At 60.7% G+C, this 19,391-nt stretch carries 16 protein-coding genes and 1 pseudogene; 9 read left to right on the forward strand and 8 right to left on the reverse strand.

The features are described from left to right. Nucleotides 1-10: 10 nt before the first annotated feature. Together ppsA and OH764_RS08015 are read right to left on the reverse strand one after the other, a co-directional pair. Nucleotides 11-2,431 carry a phosphoenolpyruvate synthase gene (ppsA, locus tag OH764_RS08010; protein WP_498848661.1) on the reverse strand — a complete coding sequence of 807 codons (2,421 nt, stop codon included), beginning with the start codon at nucleotides 2,429-2,431 and terminating at the stop codon, nucleotides 11-13. A gap of 100 nt (nucleotides 2,432-2,531) precedes the next feature. Continuing rightward, nucleotides 2,532-3,002, reverse strand: coding sequence for a hypothetical protein (locus OH764_RS08015; RefSeq protein ID WP_498848662.1), 471 nt, complete (start codon nucleotides 3,000-3,002; stop codon nucleotides 2,532-2,534). A 411-nt stretch (nucleotides 3,003-3,413) separates the two neighbouring features. Here OH764_RS08015 and OH764_RS08020 point away from each other — a divergent pair. Continuing rightward, a pseudogene (locus tag OH764_RS08020) lies at nucleotides 3,414-3,602 on the forward strand (hopanoid biosynthesis associated radical SAM protein HpnJ); the annotation flags it as partial. Nucleotides 3,603-3,625: 23 nt separating this feature from the next. Here the strand turns inward: OH764_RS08020 and OH764_RS08025 are convergent. Continuing rightward, nucleotides 3,626-4,762 (reverse strand): AI-2E family transporter, encoded by a 1,137-nt coding sequence (locus tag OH764_RS08025; RefSeq protein ID WP_498848663.1) that lies wholly within the window; start codon nucleotides 4,760-4,762, stop codon nucleotides 3,626-3,628. Nucleotides 4,763-5,241: 479 nt separating this feature from the next. Between OH764_RS08025 and OH764_RS08030 the strand changes: the two genes are divergently transcribed. After that, the gene (locus OH764_RS08030; RefSeq protein WP_498848664.1) at nucleotides 5,242-5,574 is read left to right on the forward strand and encodes a hypothetical protein; all 333 of its coding nucleotides are present in this window, start codon (nucleotides 5,242-5,244) and stop codon (nucleotides 5,572-5,574) included. 123 nt (nucleotides 5,575-5,697) lie between these two features. Then, entirely contained in the window at nucleotides 5,698-7,041 is a 1,344-nt protein-coding gene (locus OH764_RS08035; protein WP_498848665.1) for a hemagglutinin repeat-containing protein, read from the forward strand. Nucleotides 7,042-7,177: 136 nt separating this feature from the next. Here OH764_RS08035 and OH764_RS08040 read toward each other — a convergent pair whose 3' ends face one another. Beyond that, nucleotides 7,178-7,489, reverse strand: coding sequence for a DUF4148 domain-containing protein (locus OH764_RS08040; protein ID WP_498848666.1), 312 nt, complete (start codon nucleotides 7,487-7,489; stop codon nucleotides 7,178-7,180). 567 nt (nucleotides 7,490-8,056) lie between these two features. Between OH764_RS08040 and OH764_RS08045 the strand changes: the two genes are divergently transcribed. From OH764_RS08045 to OH764_RS08060, 4 genes are all read left to right on the forward strand, one after another. Continuing rightward, nucleotides 8,057-8,683 carry a CobW family GTP-binding protein gene (locus OH764_RS08045; protein WP_498848667.1) on the forward strand — a complete coding sequence of 209 codons (627 nt, stop codon included), beginning with the start codon at nucleotides 8,057-8,059 and terminating at the stop codon, nucleotides 8,681-8,683. 419 nt (nucleotides 8,684-9,102) lie between these two features. Further along, nucleotides 9,103-10,533, forward strand: a complete 1,431-nt coding sequence (locus OH764_RS08050) for a tetratricopeptide repeat protein (RefSeq protein ID WP_498848668.1) — start codon at nucleotides 9,103-9,105, stop codon at nucleotides 10,531-10,533. A gap of 81 nt (nucleotides 10,534-10,614) precedes the next feature. Next, a complete protein-coding gene (locus tag OH764_RS08055; RefSeq protein WP_498848669.1) occupies nucleotides 10,615-11,097 on the forward strand; it encodes a glycoside hydrolase family 108 protein in 483 nt (160 codons plus the stop codon). Beyond that, complete coding sequence (locus tag OH764_RS08060) at nucleotides 11,097-11,789, forward strand: hypothetical protein (RefSeq protein ID WP_498848780.1); 693 nt, start codon at nucleotides 11,097-11,099, stop codon at nucleotides 11,787-11,789. The genes OH764_RS08055 and OH764_RS08060 overlap by 1 nt, the downstream gene beginning before the upstream one ends. Nucleotides 11,790-12,152: 363 nt before the next feature. Here the strand turns inward: OH764_RS08060 and OH764_RS08065 are convergent, their stop codons facing one another. The 4 genes from OH764_RS08065 to OH764_RS08080 form a co-directional block, all read right to left on the reverse strand. After that, the gene (locus OH764_RS08065; protein ID WP_498848670.1) at nucleotides 12,153-13,082 is read right to left on the reverse strand and encodes a D-2-hydroxyacid dehydrogenase; all 930 of its coding nucleotides are present in this window, start codon (nucleotides 13,080-13,082) and stop codon (nucleotides 12,153-12,155) included. Between the two features lie 17 nt (nucleotides 13,083-13,099). Further along, nucleotides 13,100-13,810, reverse strand: a complete 711-nt coding sequence (locus OH764_RS08070) for a GntR family transcriptional regulator (protein ID WP_498848671.1) — start codon at nucleotides 13,808-13,810, stop codon at nucleotides 13,100-13,102. A gap of 34 nt (nucleotides 13,811-13,844) precedes the next feature. After that, nucleotides 13,845-15,716, reverse strand: a complete 1,872-nt coding sequence (locus OH764_RS08075) for a TRAP transporter large permease (protein WP_498848781.1) — start codon at nucleotides 15,714-15,716, stop codon at nucleotides 13,845-13,847. A 77-nt stretch (nucleotides 15,717-15,793) separates the two neighbouring features. After that, nucleotides 15,794-16,822, reverse strand: coding sequence for a TRAP transporter substrate-binding protein (locus tag OH764_RS08080; protein WP_498848672.1), 1,029 nt, complete (start codon nucleotides 16,820-16,822; stop codon nucleotides 15,794-15,796). Between the two features lie 242 nt (nucleotides 16,823-17,064). Between OH764_RS08080 and OH764_RS08085 the strand changes: the two genes are divergently transcribed. Together OH764_RS08085 and OH764_RS08090 are read left to right on the forward strand one after the other, a co-directional pair. Beyond that, nucleotides 17,065-18,546: an NAD-dependent succinate-semialdehyde dehydrogenase gene (locus tag OH764_RS08085; protein ID WP_498848673.1), complete on the forward strand. Its 1,482-nt coding sequence runs from the start codon at nucleotides 17,065-17,067 to the stop codon at nucleotides 18,544-18,546. Nucleotides 18,547-18,558: 12 nt separating this feature from the next. Next, nucleotides 18,559-19,383, forward strand: coding sequence for an HpcH/HpaI aldolase family protein (locus OH764_RS08090; protein ID WP_498848674.1), 825 nt, complete (start codon nucleotides 18,559-18,561; stop codon nucleotides 19,381-19,383). Nucleotides 19,384-19,391: the final 8 nt, after the last annotated feature.

Below are 19,391 nucleotides of genomic sequence, written 5' to 3' on the forward strand. Positions count from 1 at the left end.
AGCCTCCCTCTCATTCGGCAGGCCTGGCGGGCCGGGCCGTGGAAACTGCCGACGCTGCCGCCTCGGCTGCGGCAGCGCGCTGCTTGACCGCAATGAAGCTATCGGGGCTCACCGACATCGAATCGATACCACATTCGATAAGAAACCCTGCAAATTCCGGATGATCGCTTGGCGCCTGACCGCACAGGCCGACGTGCACGCCGGCTTTGTGCGACTCGGTGACGACACTCTCGATCATCCATTTGACTGCGTCGTCCTGTTCGTCGAACAACTCGGCGAGTTCGACGGAGTCGCGGTCCACGCCCAAGGTCAATTGCGTCAGATCGTTACTTCCTATCGAGAAACCGTCGAAGCGTTGCGCGAAGGCCTTCGCCAGAATAACGTTGGACGGGATCTCGCACATGACGTACACCTTGAGACCTGCCTCTCCGCGTTTCAGGCCGTTTTCCGCCATGACGTCCAGCACGCGGTCGGCTTCTTTCGTCGAGCGGCAGAATGGGATCATGACAATCACGTTGTCAAAACCCATTTCATTGCGCAGACGACAGATGGCCTGGCATTCGAGCGCAAAACCTTCCCGGTAACGTGGCGAGTAGTAGCGCGAAGCGCCACGAAACCCGAGCATCGGATTCTCTTCCTTCGGCTCGAACTCGGACCCGCCGATGAGGTTTGCGTATTCGTTCGTTTTGAAATCGCTCATGCGAACGATCACGGGGTGAGGATATTGAGCCGCCGCGATCCGTCCCAAACCGCGTGCGAGCCGGTCCACGAAATACTCCGTTCGCGGTTCGTAACCGGCAGTCAGCTCTGCAATGGTCCGGTTTGCCTCATCGTCTTTGAGCGAGTCATGGCGGACGAGGGCCATCGGATGGATCTTGATATGGTTGCTCACCACGAATTCCATACGCGCCAACCCGACGCCATCGGCCGGGATTCGCCACCAGCGAAAGGCTGCGGCCGGATTGGCGAGGTTCAGCATGACCTTGACGCGCGTCGACGGGATGCTGTTGAAGTCGATCTCCTCGACCGCGTATTCGGCTGTGCCTTCGTATACGAACCCCTCGCGTCCTTCGGCGCAGGAAACGGTGACGTTCTGCTCATCGTGCAGCACATGGGTTGCATTGCCCGCACCGACGATAGCCGGAAGACCAAGCTCACGGCTCACAATGGCCGCGTGCGACGTACGGCCACCTTGATCGGTGACGATGGCGGAGGCACGTCTCATCAGAGGCACCCAATCCGGATCCGTTGTTCGCGTCACAAGAACGGCACCATCGACGAAACGGCTTGACTCGCGGGGGCTGTCGATCACGCAGACCGCGCCGGTTGCAATGGCTTCGCCGATGCTGACACCCGACACAAGCTTGCGTCCGGCCTTCGTGATGCGATAGGTCTTTACAGCGCTGGCTTCCCGTCGCGACTCGACAGTTTCCGGACGAGCCTGAACGATGAAGATTTCCTCGGTACGGCCGTCCTTCGCCCATTCGATGTCCATCGGCTGGCCGTAGTGCTGCTCGATGGCACATGCCCATCTTGCCAACGTCAGAATTTCCTGGTCGCTCAATACGAACGAGGCGCGCTCGGCCCTGGAGGTCGGCACGTTGCGAGTAGGCCGCTCGCTTGCATTCGTATACACCATCTTGAGTCCCTTCTCGCCGCGCTTCTTCCCGACGATGGGCGAGAACTTGGGGTCGACGAGTAACGGTTTGAATACCTCATACTCGTCAGGATCAACCGTCCCCTGCACGACGTTCTCGCCGAGACCCCACGCCGCGTTGATCAGCACGATCTTTTCAAACCCGGTTTCGGTGTCGATGGAGAACATAACCCCAGCGCCACCAAGGTCCGAGCGCACCATGCGTTGCACGCCGACCGAGAGCGCCACCTTCAAATGGTCGAACCCTTTCGCTTCACGATAACTGATCGCACGATCAGTGAATAGCGATGCATAGCAGCGCCTGCAGGCATCAAGCAACGCGCGCTCGCCCCTGACGTTGAGAAAGGTTTCCTGTTGTCCGGCAAAGCTAGCGTCGGGCAGGTCCTCGGCTGTTGCGCTCGATCGCACCGCCACGTCCATGTCGGACGCGTCTGCACGGCTACTCAATTCCGCGTAGGCGTGTCGAATGGCCTGAGCAGTCTCTATCGGCCATTCGCCGCGCAAAATGCAGCGACGGATGGCATGTCCGGCCTCCGCCAAAGTGACCTTGCCGTCGGCCAATTCTTTGAGAACCGACGAAAGCGTTTCGGCTAGGCCGTTCGCCTCGATGAAGTTCCGGTAGGCATCGGCCGTGACGGCGAATCCTGGTGGGACCTTGATCCCGCGCGTTCCGAGATTGGCCACCATTTCGCCAAGCGAAGCGTTCTTGCCACCCACTCGGGGAACGTCTGCGCGCCGAAGTTCCTCGAACCAGACAACATGCTTATCGTCCATGTGCTACTCCTTGGCCGCGGCGATGCACCGGTAGCCCGGCAACACCGGGATATTGGGAGCGATTGTCCCCGCGGCGGGGTCGCCGACCTCGGCCCGGTCGTCAGATCGTGATGAACCCCTGAAATGTCCAGGGAAGCTTCAACTGTGAAGCGTGGTACGGTTCGTCGAGCGGACCGGTGCACGTGCCCGAGAAGCCGGGGCTGCCGTCTGATGAAAACGCTGGAACGAATGAATAGACGTCGTTGACCGTGACCAGAAAATCCGGATTGAATCGGGACGGCGCGTAGATTGAAACGTTCTTGAAGAATCGCTGTGATTCCCCACCCAGGAGCGCGCCCGATGTCGACGCGATCGACGGCTCGGCGTCGTAGTGTGCGGGCATTTCATAGCGGAAGTCTCCGATGCTAACGACTTCCGGCGGAGTGAACGTCAGTTCTACGCCGGGATAGCCCAACGCATAGAGTGGTGCCGCCACGGGTCCGTCCGGCCCGACAAGAAGAGGCGGGTATGCCCAGAGGGAAAGGCTCAGCGGGCTAGTCCGCTGAGCAAAAAATTCTGCCAACCAGTTCATCTTGCCTCCTCCTATCGGCATATGGGGACCATCTGCCCATTGCCGGTGTCAATAACGTTCGGCGCCAACGTAGAGGAAGAAGCGAATCGGTTCGGTGCTCCGCTTCCTACGCGTTGATTTTTCAGCATATGCGTGGGGCGTTGCGGTCGATTGACGTGCATCAACCGTGAGAAGAATGACACCGAAAAAAGAGCGGAGCAGCGCACAGCCGTCATGTGGCCGGAGAGCGATTCACTCGATGACTTCGTAAGGATAGCTTTCTATCGTACTGCGCTGGCTCACCGTTCCCCTGGCGCTGGCTCAATTCGCTTTAGCTCGAGCATGCGACCTCGGGGACCCCTTTTGGGCACGGGGCACCAGTAGCGCGAGACGGATGGGGCAGAGCCTCATCGAAGGGGCCTATGCCTCCCGAGGCGCGAAGTCCGCTCGTTCTGGTATCCGACCTGGCGTGTGCAACCCGCAGCGTTCGACAACCGCCTGCCCGGTGCGTTTGCCGGCGGCCTGTCTGTTGAGGCGACGCTCGACATCGCGCAGCACTGCGATCTCGTCATCATCCATAAGAGCACGCCTTCGTTTCGCACTGACAGGCCGTTCGCCGAATACTTCGAGACCCCTTGCAGATCTTATTTCGTTTCGAGTTGCCCGTTGTCACCGGCTACTGCCCTGACGTTCTCTCTGGGCGACTCGGACGCAGCCTGATCTCGCACCCATCGCCAGAACAGTTGATAGCCGACCGCAAGCATCACGGGACCAATGAACAAACCGATTACGCCCCCTGAGACCATGCCGCCGAGCGCACCGATCAGGATCACCGGCATCGGCACGGCAACGCCGCGCCCGAGCAGCAAGGGCTTGAGTACATTGTCGGCCAGGCCCGCGACGAATTCATAGATCGCGAAGACGATCGTCGCGGCCCCGACCCCCTTTGTGACCGTCACAAACACGATGACTGGAACTGTAATCAGCGTCGCGGGCAACTGCATGATGCCGATCAACAGCACACCGAGCGCAAGCAAGCCTGCGCCGGGAACGCCCATGACCACGAAGCCGATACCAATCAGCAGCATCTGGATGAACGCAATGCCGACTACGCCCTGGGCCACGGCGCGAACCGTAGCGGTGCAGAGAGCGGTGATCTTTGGGCCCGTTTCCGTGCCTGAGATACGCGAGGCAATCTGCACCGCGCTGACGTGGCCGTGCTCGCCATGGGCCATAAGAACGCCCGCCACCACAAGGGCGACGAAGAAGATCACCAGTCCCGCGCCGAGCCCAGTGACCATGCCCAGCACGGCGAGACCTACCTCCTTGAGTTGAGGAGCAAACCTGTGTGCGAGACCGGTGAGGTCAGTCGAGGCCTGTTGCCAGAACTCATACACACGTTCGCCCACCAGCGGCCAGTTCGCCACCGATTCTGCTGGCGGTGGAATCTGGAAGGTCCCGTTTCGGAAGACTGCCATCACACGCTCGATCGAATCGGCTACCGCCACGCCGAGTAGATACGTCGGCACGAGAATGATGCCGAACGCGGCGACGATAATCATCGTCGCGATCAAGCCTTCCCTGTTGGGAAATCTGGCGCGCAGCCGTACCTGCAACGGATAGAGCGTGATGGCGAGAATCAGTGCCCACACCATCAGGTTGAAGAACGGGACGAAGATCCGAAAACAGAACACAGCCAGTACTGCGATCAGTCCAGCACGGATCAGTACATCGAGCAACTGTCTCGACAGTGCTCGTTCCGGTGTCGGCGTGGTCAACATCGATCTCCCTCCTTTTTCGGAGAATGCCTCAGCGCCTGGGGCAATGTGCAAGCCTTGCAAGCCTTGCAAGGCTTGCAAGGATGATTGCTGCGCCCGCTGCTCCGGCATTGATTGCTTGCCGGACATTTTCCCGGAACCCGGGCGACGCAATGAGATACAAGCTGACGGTGATGCCGTCCTCTGATCGGCTTGCTGCGCTATCTGATACTAGACACGCGTAGTCGCCTTGCCTCTTGATCCACGTCAAGCGATGCCTGCCGGTCAGTCCGGCATTTTCAGCAGCGAGCGTAGCTGCGGTGGCCTGGGGAGTGGTCCGGCGACGTGAGGTCGCGGTCAACATGGCCACACGCGTCGTATCGCCAGTGCACCGAAATGGAATTGACGTATATCAATCCCGCCCCCGCATCGAAGACTAGTCTTTGTGAAGTGCCAGACAGTTTGCCGGTCGACGACATGATTCCTTCGCAAGGGTGATCGCGATGAAAGAGCCATTGATCTTGATGACGGTGCCCGTACTATCTAACGATTGCGCAGTGTGGTTCGCCGCGTACGGCTTCGGGTGGGGCTATCGGGCATTTGCGATCTCTTATGAAGCGGTGGTCGATTCGCTCGGGGCAGCTGACGCCACGGATGCACAAATTCGCCTGGCTTTTCAGTTGGGACGGCGACATATTTTGCGCGCGGTGCAGCAATATGGATCGATCCCTTACGAAGGACAGCGAATCAGGCTTTCTTTGGACGAGCCGTTGCGGTCGGATATTCCTGAAGAGATTGCAAGTTTAGCGAGCAGTGGGGAATCAGGACCGACCTGAACGATCTGCCGACGGCGAGCATCAACGTGGCGGGCAATGCAGCGATCGTGACGGGCGGTAACTTCGAACAGGACGCGGCTAGCCTGAATGTCGGGGGCGCGCGGGGAATGCGCATCGGCGTGAATGTGGGCGGCGCGTCCTCGATCGCGGGGCGATCTGGGCCGCTGGATCAGTGGTACGGCCAATAGCGGCGGCACGAGGCCTCCGCCGTACAACGCAGGCCGCAGCAGTTCGACCGGGACGCAGGCGCAGACCACTCAGACCTCGACGACGGTGGCGGCCAATAGCGTGGTGGTGAAGAGCAATACCGGCGACATCAATGCAATCGGTTCAGGCATTACCGGGACACAGGGTGTCCACCTGGTGGCCAAGCAGGGCGCCATCAACCTGTCAACTGGCCCGGATACGAGCGCCAACCATCAGGACTCGAGCGGTCATCAGTTCGGCAGTCTGGGCAGCAACGGCACGGCCACAGGCTTCACTGGCGCGTGTCGAACAACCATTCGGTGCAGGCTATGCTTCCGATATTCCGAGGAGAAGCGTATGCGCAGCACCGAGCACCCAACAGCCGAGGATGCGGCGGCGCAAAGCTTGATCCGACGATTGCTTTGCTGGCTTTGTTTCACTGTGCTGATCATTCCCGGTGCGGTCTCCGGGATGGACTTCAAGATCTACTACCAACCACAACTCAAGCTGAAAATCGTTGTTGGCGAGGGGAGGATCCAGGACGGCGATGCAGAGAAATTTCTGTCGTTCGCCAAAAAGGCAGATCGTGATGACGAGGGACTCGTCATCCTTGTTCTAAATAGTCCAGGGGGGAACGTGGAGGCCGCTTTCCGGGTGGTCGATGCAATGGACAACGTGCGCGTCTACACGACAGTTCCAGATAGTGCCAGGTGCGCGTCCGCTTGCGCTTCCATTCTGTTCGCTTCAGGGGAGCGCCGAAGTGTCGTTGGTACTGGGCTGCTCGGTTTTCACAGTTGCTACCGGCGCGATGGTCCAACCTACGCTGACGACTCGCTTTGCAACGAAATAATCGCGGCAAACGCGATGCGCAGGGGCGTAAGCCACGCAGGCATCAATCGTTTCGTTAAGCATTATGGTGCGTCCGACATGGCATGGGTCGGGCGCGACGCCGCTTGCAAGTCGCTGCAAGGGCTATGCAAACCGGGGCTGTTGGAGATCCAGCGCGGGACGAAGGCTGCGTTGACGCAAAGTCTCGATTGCAGCAAGCTGATATCAGTCCAGGCGCAGCTGATTTGCGGGGATGCGGAACTCACAAGTGTCGATAAAGCATTGGCAGAAATTTATGCCCGAAAAATGAACGTAGCGGCTAACAAAACGCAATTGCGGGCGGATCAACGAGCATGGCTTCGCAATTCTCGCAACGCCTGCGGCGATAAAGCGTGTCTACTGCGAAGCTATCGTCTGCGCATTGACGAACTGAAGCGGATGCCGTCGAATTGATGTAACAACCGGCGTTGGCCCCGTTCAACCGCCGGCGCATGAGCGTCAGCCCGGCGCGATCGCCGTGCACGACCAAGGTAAGGCGCGACCATAAACGGTCTTTCGAATGTGCCTCCGCAGTTGCCCCGGGGGCTTCTCACTTGGGATGCGACTGCTTGCAGTCCGTTTCGAACCAATGGTCGACCCGGCGCTGCGCCGCGTGTAGATTCGCTGGGTAGTGTGGGTCGTCGTGCCATGGTGATGGGTTGTAGCCCGCTTTCCTCAGGGACGAAAGCTCGCTATGGTGTTGCGACTTCGTCCGAGGCGCGTTGCTTTTAATCTCGGCCAGGTCACGGCACTCCGTCGGGCTCAGATGTGGCCGGCTTTGTGTGGCGCCGGCGGCCGTATATCCAGCCAGCAGCAGCGCCAACGCAGCAAGCGTCGAGCAGGTTCTCGCGGGCTTTTCCATAGTGCATCTCCACGCATCCGATTGGCGCAACGCCAGCGGTGCGACGCCGCCGGTCGCGCGTGACTTCCCCGTTTATTTTGCCTTAGTCGAGTCCCCGGGAAAAGGCCACTGAACAAAAAGAAGAAAGTCCGCTGCCAGCGCCCCGAACGACCAGCGCACTTTATCTCGCGACGGTGAGAGAACCCTCGCGGCGACACCAGGAGGCAACTGGAAACTCATTTTGATGTCGGGATACTGCGCGCCATGCGAACCTCGAATGAGGTTCGTGTCGACGTTGGCTGATTCAGTTCTTGAATCAAATGAACTGAAGAATCCTTGTGCGTTATGACTGCGCGCTGCGCACAATCCGCGTGCGCCGGACGCACGCGTTCTGCGCCGGACACAACGCGAAAGGGGCGGGGAAATCGCCGCCGCTTTGGCCGGACTTGGCGGTTGCGACCGATCAGGCGCGTTTGACCGGCTATCTGCGCCGACATGGGACGGGCCGAGGCCACCCGCCGAAATCCGGCGCAGTTGTCGCTCCTGCTTTGACGTCCGGCACGTGCCGGAGGCTCAACGAGGTGCGCAATGCGGTCCGGAAAAATCCCCGCAACAGTCGTGACCGGTTTTCTCGGCGCTGGCAAAACCACGCTCGTCAATCACATACTCGACGCGACGCGGCCCCTCGCGATCGGCGTCATCGTCAACGAATTCGGCGAGGTCGGAATCGACGGACAACTGATCGTTGCCGACGAAACCGCCGTCATCGAGATTAATAACGGTTGTATCCGCTGCACGGTCAGGACCGACCTGATCGGCAGCGTTCGCGAGCTGCTCGACCGCTTCGGCGACGGCTTGCAGCGACTCGTGATTGAAACCTCGGGTCTGGCCGATCCCGCTCCGGTGCTGCAGACCTTTCTCGCCGACCCCGACGTTCGCGAGCGGGTCGAACTCGAGTCGATGGTGGCCGTCGTCGACGCACTGCATGCGCAGCAACAGCTCGCCGACGATATCGAACGCGAACAGGTCGCGTTCGCGGACCGGGTCGTCATCAACAAGACCGACCTCGCGTCCGAGGATGACGTGACGGCGACCCGGATCACATCTTCGTGCAGGACGAGCAAATCTTCACGACGAGGGATTCTGAGGTCGCACTTGCCGTTGTCGTCCGCAGGTGGAAAAGCACCGGCCCGCATGTTGACCTGCATCGCCTGAAGAATCAGCTTCGGTAGGGCCAGCGTCGCATCTCGTGCAGTTCGCACCCCGACGAACGCGCCTTCCGTGATCCCATCACGAACATGTACGTTCTGGATGCGTTCCTAAGCCGCGCCGCAAGTTGAATATTCGCTCCCGGCTTCGTTGCATGCATGACACCGTATCCGTCCTGTCGGGCGACAGCGCGGATACGGTGTTTAATCGAAACACCTCATTCCCGCCTTCTCCCGCTACCTGTCTCCCGTCAGCAAACTCACGCGCAACATTCGTTGGCCACCACGCAACACAATTGCTCGCTCGCATGCAGCGCGGTCCTCTACACGCCCGCCAGATAAGGCCTTGGGCGCAGTGGCACAGTCGATGCCTATTAAACACCACTCAGTCGTGCACTACCAATATCCGTTGAATCGAGGTGCGTCATGTCGAGTGTGCAGAGCCAACGTCGACCCGTGAACTGGCGAAGCCGGCCTTTTCGCGTGAGCGGCCGTTCAAAGCGCCATACGGCAAGGCGCGACTTCTCGATGGGGTGGGTGCCGTTCGGATTGCGGGCCGCCGGCTTCATTGGACGAGGCCCGAAACAATTGTGGCCGTATGTTTTGCCGTGGGTTTTTGCGGTGCTCACCATCGGTTTTTTCTGCCTCGTCGTGCGCGGCGTACTCACGCGGCAATTGCTGGTGCCGCCCGTCGAAACGCCGCAGTCGCTAGTGGAACGCGGCTATACATCGAATTTTCTCGCGGAACGCATCATGTCTTCGATGCGAGCCATCGGTCAGGACGCCGAGTCGATTCCGCACGACACGATGACAGACAACGACGCACAACCGGACATTCAGATACCCGGTCAGGAGATGTCGTATGCAACCACCGTGCGCTTCATCAAAGGCGTCATCAAGCGCACGGACGTGGTCGTTCATGTCGGCATCACAAAAGTCAACGGCAGCGGGGATTTTTACGTGGCGCATGTGCAGATTGAAGGCGGTCCGTTTAATTCCCGCGAAAGCACCGTGTCGTTCGAAGGACGCGATCTGGAGAAGTTCGTACACGACATCGCAGTCAAAGCCATGCGTCTTGCGGAGCCGAATATTCTCGCTAGTCATCTCTACTCGCAAGTGCAGAAAACCAAGTGTTCGCTCGCGCAATGCGACTACGGCGAGATCGTCGCAATCTACGACGAAGTGCTCGCACTGCCTGCCTCCGAGCAAGGCGAATGGGCGCTCGCCGGCAAAGCGTGGCTGCTTGCCGATCAGGGGTTGTCCAAAGAGGCCGAGCGGCAGACACGTGAAGCGCTGACCTTGTACCAGCATTCAGCGGTGCTGCACGCAAGCCTTGGCATTGCACTCGAACAGCAGCATCGCATCGACGACGCACTTGAAGCCTTGCGAGCCGGCGCGAACGAGAAATCGAAGACGGCGGAAAACTTGCGTCTTCTCGGCGACGTGCTGTTGCATGCGAATCGCTATTCCGAAGCGCTCGATGCGTTCAAGCAGGCAGACAGAATGAAGTCAGACTCTGTCGACAACCTGCACGATTGGGGCGAAGCACTCGTCACTGTCGGCCGCTACGACGAAGCTATCGAAAAACTCTCGCGCGCCGTCGCACTTCGCCCAGATCTGGCGCCCTCCTACGCGGAATGGGGCCGGGCACTGGATCGCAAGGGCGATCTGTCCGGCGCGTCGCGCAAATATGCACAAGCGTTGCAACTCGACGTCGGGACTTTGTCGGTGCGCGAAAGTCATCTGGCGCGGCTTGCGAGAGCGGCGCAGGGAGGCGATCGCCCAGACCCGTCGAAGCCCAATGACGGAGTCAGGCCTGTTGCGATTCAGGCCTCGCTTGCGTTGCAAACCGCGTAACGAATACCCAGCCATGAAAGTGGCTTAGTCCCGCAGTATCTACCCGTTGCAGTACACACCTGGTTGAAGGAGAGATGTTCGATGGACAGTTTCGACGATGCGTTCAGGGCCCTGATCGGTAGTGAGGGCGGTTACTCCTTCAATCCGCATGACCCTGGCGGTGAAACGATGTGGGGAGTCACGGCGCGCGTGGCACGCAGCGCGGGCTATGCCGGCGCTATGAAAGATCTGCCGCTCGATACCGCGAAACAGATTGCCAAACAGAAGTACTGGGACCCGCTGCATCTCGACGAGCTCGACCCGCGCGTTGCCTTCCAGATCTTCGACGCCAATTACAACGGCGGCCTGGTGGTGTTGTGGATGCAAAAAGCTTCCGGCGCGAAAGAAGACGGCAAGTTCGGCCCGGACACACTCGATGCAGTCAAAAGCGCGGACCCGCTGAAGTTTGTCATGCGCTTCGCCGCTTATCGCTTGCGTTACCTGCGCAACCTGCATGCATGGCCCAATTTCAGCCGTGGATGGACCGAAAGAATGGCCGCTAATCTTCTCCTGGGAGCAGCATGATGGACTGGTCTAAAGTAGCGTCGAACATCGGCAGCAGCGCACCGCTTCTCGCGGGCCTCGTGGGTGGTCCAATCGGTGTGGGCGTGACCGCCGCCGCCGCGATCATTTCGCATGCGCTCGGGACGCCTAGCGACCCCGGCGTCGTGGAACTCGCGTTGAACGATCCCAGTGCACTCGAGAAGGTCCGCCAAGCCGAGAACGCAAACTCGTTGCAGCTCCAACAGTTGATGGTAACTGCGGCCCAGGCGAGCCTCGCGCATGAAAGCGATATGGCGCGTATCCAGGCCGCCGATCGGGCCGACGCGCGCGCAATGGGAATCAGCACCAAGGACTCGGTACCCAAAGTCCTTGCGATGGCGGTCACCGCCGGCTTCTTCGGCATTCTGCTGCTGATGGCTTTTCAGCCGCTGCCAGGCACGAACAAGGATCTCGTCAACGTCGTCGTCGGAGCTTTGGGTACGGCGTGGATCAGCATCATCGGCTACTACTTCGGAACATCGGTGGGATCGATGCGAAAGACCGAACTGCTCGCCAAGCCCAGCGTGCCGATCACCGCGGACAGCGCACTTACGCTGCGCGAGCCAGCAACGGCTTCAGCGGCGCGATCACAAGCGGCGCCGGCTCCATCGCACAGCGAGGCATTCCAGCAATTCACACCGGGTGGACAGGGCCCGATTTACTCGGGCAGCTGACGGCGATTGATTCACGGACCTTTCGAGCACCAACGTCTGCACCGTCAGCGCTGAGATGCCCCGGCAGCGATTCCCAAGGCGGCAGATAGGGCATCCACACCTTCGTGGGCGATTGCTCGATGTACTGCATATCGATGCAAAGCTGCCAGGTTGCATATTGCGATTGCTGATTCATCCGTCGACGGTGCGCATCCGACAGGGTGAGTTGCCTGCTGAAGCTGCGCTTTGGCCGGATAGCACAGCTGTTTGCGCTCCGACAGTCGCTTGTCGCTGGCGGATCTCCTCTGGAGACGACGGTGGCCGTCTCGACCTGTACGTGCGCGCTCGCACGCTGACGCGCAACGGCCTCTTCAAGTGCTGTTCTCAATGCTGAGCGTAATGCTCTTCGATGCCTCGTGCGAGTTGCGTGACGAGCCGCGTCATGGCCACCTGTGTCCGCCATGCAACATGCGGCGTCACGATCAGATCGGTGCGCGCGCGGGACAGCAGCGGATGATCGGCCGCGGGCGGTTCCTGCTCGAGGACGTCGAGCGCGGCATTCGCGATCAGCTTGCGGTCGAGGGCTTCGATCAGCGCCCCCTCGTCGACAATACCGCCGCGTGCGGCGTTCACGAGTGACGCGCTGCGCTTCATTCGCTCAAATTCGGCGAGACCGAACAGATGCCGCGTTTCGTCGGTAAGCGGGCAATGCAGGCTGATCGTATCGGCCTCACGCAGCACCTCGTCAAATGCCACATAGCCGTCGCGCACGCACCTCGCGCGCTTGCGCTCCGCGAACAGTACCCGCATGCCGAACGCACCCGCCAGTTCGGCGAGACGCTTTCCACCGTGACCCGCACCGATGATACCGAGCGTCGATCCGTGCAGATCCTGGATCGGATGCAGTTCGGCGTAAAAGGTGGGTGATCCGCTCCAGCCGCCAGCATAAACGTCGTGCCAGTAAGGCATCAGGTTGCGGCGAAGCGCGAGCATCAACGCGAACGCGTGCTCGGGCACGGAAATCGTCGAATAGCCCGGACACGCGACGATGCCGATGCCCCGCTTGCGACATGCTTCGGTATCCAGATGATTGACGCCTGCGGCCGGCACGCCGATCAGTTCCAGATGCGGCAATTGCTCGAGCACATCGCCCGACAGTGGAACCTTGTTAGTCACGACGATATGCGCATCGCGGCAACGCTCCACCACATGTTCCGGCCTCGTAGACGGATATTCGATCCAGCGATGCGGAAACGGAAAATCCGGTAGATCGGCCGACAGCGTCGCGCGGTCCAGAAAGACGATGGTTTTCAACAAGCTGCTCCACTTCATTAACGTTCGGACGAGCTCGTGGACACAGTGTCGAGCATGCGTTTCTTTCCCGTCTGCACGTGGTTCTCGAAAGCCTCCGCGGCCGCGTCGGCCTGGCCGGTGCGCAGCGCCTCAAAAAGTTCGCGGTGTTCTTTCGAGGAGCGCTGCATCTGCGTGAATGAATACACGCCCTTGTGAAGGTAGAGCGTCAGCTCGTCTTCGACGGCCTGATTGATCGTGATCAGCCGCGGATTCTTGGTCGCCGCCATTAACTGACGGTGGAACTCGGTATTCAGAGTCTGATACTCGCGGCTATCGCGCTCGGCCACGGCCACGTCCATCTGGTCAAGGAGGAGCCCGAGCAGATGCTCCTCGTCGGTCGTCAGGCGCAGCGCGGCGAGGCGTCCCGCCGTGCGTGCGAGTCCGGCGCGGATTTCGTAGAGGTCCATTGCCTCTTCTAGCGACAGCCGCCGCACTTCCGCGCCCCGGTTCGGCACAATGCGAACGAGCCCCGCCTGTTCGAGGGAGCGTAGCGCCTCACGCGCCGAATTACGGCCGACGCCGATCTGGTTGGCGAGCGCCTGCTCGTTCACGCGTTCACCGGGGCGCAACTCCCCCCGCTGGATCATGGCGCGCACCTGATCGCGAATGTCGTCGAGTTTCGACGCAATCACCTCCGGTGCGCGGGCGTTCACCTTGCTGTTCTGTGCACCATTGAGCGCGCTTTTCATGACGATTGCCTTGTCTGTGCCATTTTTTCGCTACCTATTTTACGTACAGAAAACCTACCGATACCCATGGAACCAGCACTATCACGACAAGGGCCGCCGCCAATGCCCCCAGATAGGGCCAAACGCGGCGCATCGCGGCGGACGGATCGACCTTGCTGACCGCGCACGCCGCATAAAAGCCAAGGCCAAGCGGGGGGGCGAACAGGCCCAGTCCCATCGCGAACACCACGACCATGGCATAGTGCACATCCGAGATGCCCATCGCGCGCGCGATCGGGAACAGTAGCGGCCCGAATAGTACGATCGCCGGGATCCCTTCAAGAAAGCTGCCGAGCATCACGAACGTAATCGCGGAGATCGCCAGGAAGCCGAGCTTGCCCCCCGGCGCAGCCATCATCATAGAGGCGAGTTGCGCGGAGAAGCCTGACTGCGTGAGCGCCCATCCCATCGCGGTTGCACACCCGATGATGATCAGAATCGCGCCGGACAATGACGCCGCTTCCACCAGAATAGGATAGAGCCGGCTCCAGTCGAAGCGGCGATAGAGTAGCAAACCCACCACACAGGTGTAAGCCACGCCGATTGTCGCCACCTCGGTCGCCGTCGCGATGCCTTCCACCACGGCCGCCCGAATCACGAAGGGTAGCGCGAGCGCGGGCAGCGAGATCAGGAATGCGCGGCCGACCTCGCCCCGGGAGGCCCGTTGTACGCCTTGCAGGCTTTCCCTGCGGCTCTTGAACCAGACCACTGCCGCGAGCGCTACCGCGCCGACCACGGCGGGCATGAAGCCGCCTGTGAACAGCGCCGCGATCGAAACTCCCGTCACCGACCCGATCGTTATCAGCACGAGGCTGGGCGGAATGGTTTCCGACATGGCAGCCGCCGAACTGAGCATTGCGACCAGATCGCCTTCGTTTGCGCCGCGCTTTTTCATTTCCGGGAACAGGCCGGGCGCGAGCGCGGCCATATCCGCCACCTTCGAACCGGAGATGCCGGACACGAGGTACATAGCGCCGATCAGCACGTAGGCGAGGCCGCCACGCTTGTGTCCGATCAGCGAAGCGAGGAAACGGATCATCGCTTCGGCAAGTCCCATCGCTTCCATTAGTGCGCCCAGCAGGATGAACAGCGGGACGGCGAGCAGGATCAGGCTGGACATTCCCTGATTCATCGTGCTCACGACAATGGTCAACGGTGCGCCAGTGACGGTTGCGAGATAAGCAAACGTACACACGCCGAATGCGACCATGATCGGCACACCGAGACAGATGATCGTGATCACGCCGACGACGAAAAACAGGATCAGACTCAGCGCGGTCAGTGGCGCGAGCGCTTGCCGTGCGATGTAAAGCGCAATGGCAACACCGGCCACGAGCGCGAAAGCCTTCAGGCAATCGCGAAGCGACGAGCGCTCGAGCAACCGCGTAATGGCGAGCACGAGCATCAGCGCGGCCGCCACGGGAATCGCGGCCGCGGGAATGGTATTGGGCAGATCGAGCGCCGGCGTGCTGATGATCCATTCGTTCATCGCCCAGTCGGTTGCCGGCCGAACCAGCAGCAGCACGAAAGTCATCACGATGAAATTTCCGACCGTCTCCGCAAACGCACGATTTTGCGGGGACATTCGGTCGACAAACATCGTCAGTCGCATATGTTCGCCGCGGCGCAACGCCACCACTGCGCCCAGCATCGACAGCCAGATGAACAGGATCGACGCAAGTTCGTCACCCCAGATCAACGGATCCTGCAACACGTAGCGGCAGAAAACGTTGGTGAGGAGCAGCACCACTTCGGCCACCAGCAGCAACGCAGCGGGCACTTCGGTGATCCACTTGATGGCCGTATCGAGTGTGCTGCCGACGCGCACGACCTTCGATGCCGCATGTCGTTCCTTCGGCGCGCCCATGTCGTGGGCGAACACCTGCTCGGGATGAACTCGGGAAGTCATGACTCGTTCTCCAGAAACTCTTCGGTGGTCCGCGCTCATGCGAGCTTCTGCGTGTACTTCTCGAGCAACGCCCAGGCTTCATCGCCGTATTTCTTGCGCCACTGGTCATAGAAGCCGGCCTTTTGCAGCGAGGCGCGGAACGGCTGGATGTCGGGCTTGTTGAACGCCATACCGTGCGATCGCAACGTTTCGACGAGCGATGTGCTCAGTGCGGCGACGTCCGCCCGTTCAGCCACCGCGGCCGCATTCAGGTGTTTTGCCACAATGGTCTGCAAGTCCGGCGGCAGGTTGCCCCACGAACGCGCGTTGGCAAGGAACCAGAAGCCGTCCCAGATATGGCCTGTCAACGAGCAGTACTTCTGGACTTCGTAGAAGCGACCGGTTTCGATCAGCGCGAGCGGATTTTCTTCCGCGTCGACCACCTTGGTTTGCAATGCCGAATAGGCTTCGCTGAAGTTAATGCTGGTTGGCGACGCGTCGAGCGCCTTGAACATCGAGGTCCAAAGAGGGCTGACCGGCACACGGATCTTCAGACCCTTGAGGTCGGTCGGACTTAGGACCGGCTTGACCGAACTCGTGAGATGGCGAAAGCCGTTGTCCCACGGTTTTTCCATCGCGATGAGCCCCACCTTCGAAATCGCCCTGCGGATGTAACTGCCGAGGTCGCCGTCCATCGCCGCCCACACCTGGTTGTAGTCCTTGAACGCGAAGCCGATGCCGTTGATCGCGGAGACCGGCACGAGCGTCGACAGCACCACGCCACCTTGAGTGAGAAAGTCGATGGCCCCCGAACGGACCTGCGACAGCATATCGGTATCCGTTCCCATCTGACCGTTCGGGAAAATCTGCAAGTCGACGCGGCCGCCAGTTTCTTTCCTGATGGCGTCCGCCGCTTCTTTTGCGCGGACATTGAGCGGATGCGACAGCGCCAGGTTGTTCGCGTACTTCAGCTTGAACTGCGCGGTCTGGGCGCACGCCAGCGATGGAAACAAACCGGTCCCGGTTGTCGCCACTGCGGCTGCTCCAAGGGTTTGCAGAAAGGTACGACGGGAATACGAACTCATTTTGTCTCGCTCCATAGGAAAGGGAGGGCTGCATGACGCGTTCGGCGGCGCCGCGGCGTTCTTTTTAGCGATCCGTCGGTTTCGCAAGTGCATGCGACGAATCGTATTTCGCTGACACACACTCTAAAAGTGTTGACACTTAGCTGTCAAGGTGTTGATATAAGAAAAAGAGTGCATGCACTGAAACACCGGGAAAGCACCTAGGAAGGTGGGTAGTCCGTGATACTTATCAGGAGGAGGCAATGGAACTAGAAGGGCACTATCGCGAGCACGGCTTGCTGATCGCCGGTCGCTGGGAGTCTGCGACTGCTGACAACGGGCAGGTCTCGATCAATCCGGCGACCGAAGCGCGGCTGGGCTATATGCCGCTGGCCACGCAGGCACAGGTCACAGAGGCCATCGATGCCGCGACCGAGGCTTCAGCCGCAATGCGCAAGCTCACACCGTGGGAGCGCAGCGCACTGCTGCGCCGAGCCGCAACGCTCATCCGCGAACGCGCGCCGCAGCTCGCACGAATCGTGGCACTGGAAACCGGCAAGCCGATCGCCCAGGCCACGGGGGAAGCTAACGCGTCAGCTGAGTCGATCGACTGGTTCGCCGACGAAGCACGGCGCGTGTTCGGCATGTCATACGAAAGCCGCGTCAAGGGCGGACGGTATCTGGTGCACTACGAGCCGCTCGGTGTCGTCGCCGCCTTCACGCCGTGGAATTTCCCGTTGCTGCTGCTGGCCCGCAAGATGGGACCGGCGCTGGCCGCGGGCAATGCGATCGTGATCCGGCCGTCAAACGAAGCGGCCGGTGCGACGATGGGACTGGTGCGCTGCTTCGTCGACGCCGGATTCCCCGAGGGCGCGGTCAATCTGGTGATCGGCAAAGCCGACGCAATTACGCCGACGGTCATGGCCGATCCACGCGTGGCGAAGATCAGCTTCACCGGCTCGGTGCCCATCGGTCGTCAGATCGTCGAGATGTCCGCGAAGACGCTCAAAAAGGTCACGATGGAGCTCGGCGGCCATGCGCCCGTGATCGTGCATCGCGACGCGGACATTGATGCTTTCGCGCATCTCGCGTCGCTGGGCAAGTTCCGCAATGCGGGCCAGGTTTGCGCGTCGCCGACGCGGTTCTATATCCACGAATCGATTTTCGACAAGACTGTGAAGGCGCTGGTCGAGCGCTCGACGGCGCTACGCGTCGGCGATCCGCTGCAGCAGAACACCGATCTCGGTCCGCTGACCACGTCGAAGCGCCGCGAGGCAATCGAACGCCTCGTCGACGAAGCGGTAAGTGAAGGCGCCAGCGTTCTATGCGGTGGCCGCCGTCCATCGCAATTCGGCCGTGGCTGGTTCTACGAGCCGACGCTCATTGCTAACCCCGCTCCGCACATTGGCCTGATGAACGACGAGCCGTTCGGCCCGGTCGGCACTCTTAACCGGTTCACGACGATGGACGAAGTCATCACCGAGGCGAACCGGCTGCCATTCGCGCTTGCAGCCTATGTCTTTACGCGCTCGATGCGCAATACGCTGGAAACAACCGAGCGCTTGCAGGCCGGCGTCGTCGGTGTGAATACGTTCGTGGCGTCGACAGCGGAGACGCCATTCGGCGGCAGTAAGGACAGCGGGTTTGGACGTGAAGGCGGTCCGAACGCGATCCGCGACTACCTGGACACCAAATTCATCAACCTCGAACTGGCTAACGACGAGCCGCTCGACGCAACCGCCTGAATGGAATCCATCATGCAAACCATCAAGAACCACGCAAAAGCACAACTGGCCGCAGGTGAATTGGCACTCGGCATGGGGCTGCGCCAGGCTCGCACGGTCGACATCGCGCAGATCGCGCAGACGGCCGGCTTCGACTGGCTGTTCATCGATATGGAACACAACTCCATGGACATCGACACCGCGGCGCAGATCTGCGCCGCGGCTCTGGTGGGCGGTGTGACGCCGATCATCCGCGTGCCGGGCCATGAACCGTTCCACGCCACACGACTGCTCGATACCGGCGCGATGGGCATCGTGGTGCCGCACGTCAGTACGCCCGAACAGGCCATGCAGATCGCCAATATGTGCCGCTTCCCGCCAGCGGGCGGCCGGTCGATCCCGGGCATGCTGCCGCAGGTCGGATTCCAGGCTCTCCCGATCGCCGATGTGGTTCGGGCGATCAACGACGAGGTGCTCGTGGTAGCAATGATAGAAACCCGCGAAGGCCTCGAGAACGCCGATGCGATCGCGGCGGTGCCGGGCATCGACGTGCTGCTGGTCGGCGCGACCGACCTTGCGGCGGATCTGGGTATCACTGGACAACTTGGCCATACGCGTGTGGCGGCCGCCATCGACACCGTGTGCGCCGCATGCCACCGGCACGGCAAGGTACCGGGCGTGGGCGGCGTGTACGACGAAGCGCTGATGACCGCCTACGTGCAGAAAGGCGCGCGTTTCATTCTTAGCGGCTCGGATCTCGCGTTTCTGATGACGGGGGCGAAGTCGCGTTCGCAAATGTTGCGTGCTATTCCGCTCGAGCAGGCAGAAGAAGTCCTGGCGCAACGCAAGGTGTCCTGATCGGACAA

Origin of the sequence: Burkholderia sp. M6-3 (genome assembly GCF_050858985.1) — a bacterium.
Classification (GTDB): domain Bacteria; phylum Pseudomonadota; class Gammaproteobacteria; order Burkholderiales; family Burkholderiaceae; genus Paraburkholderia; species Paraburkholderia caledonica.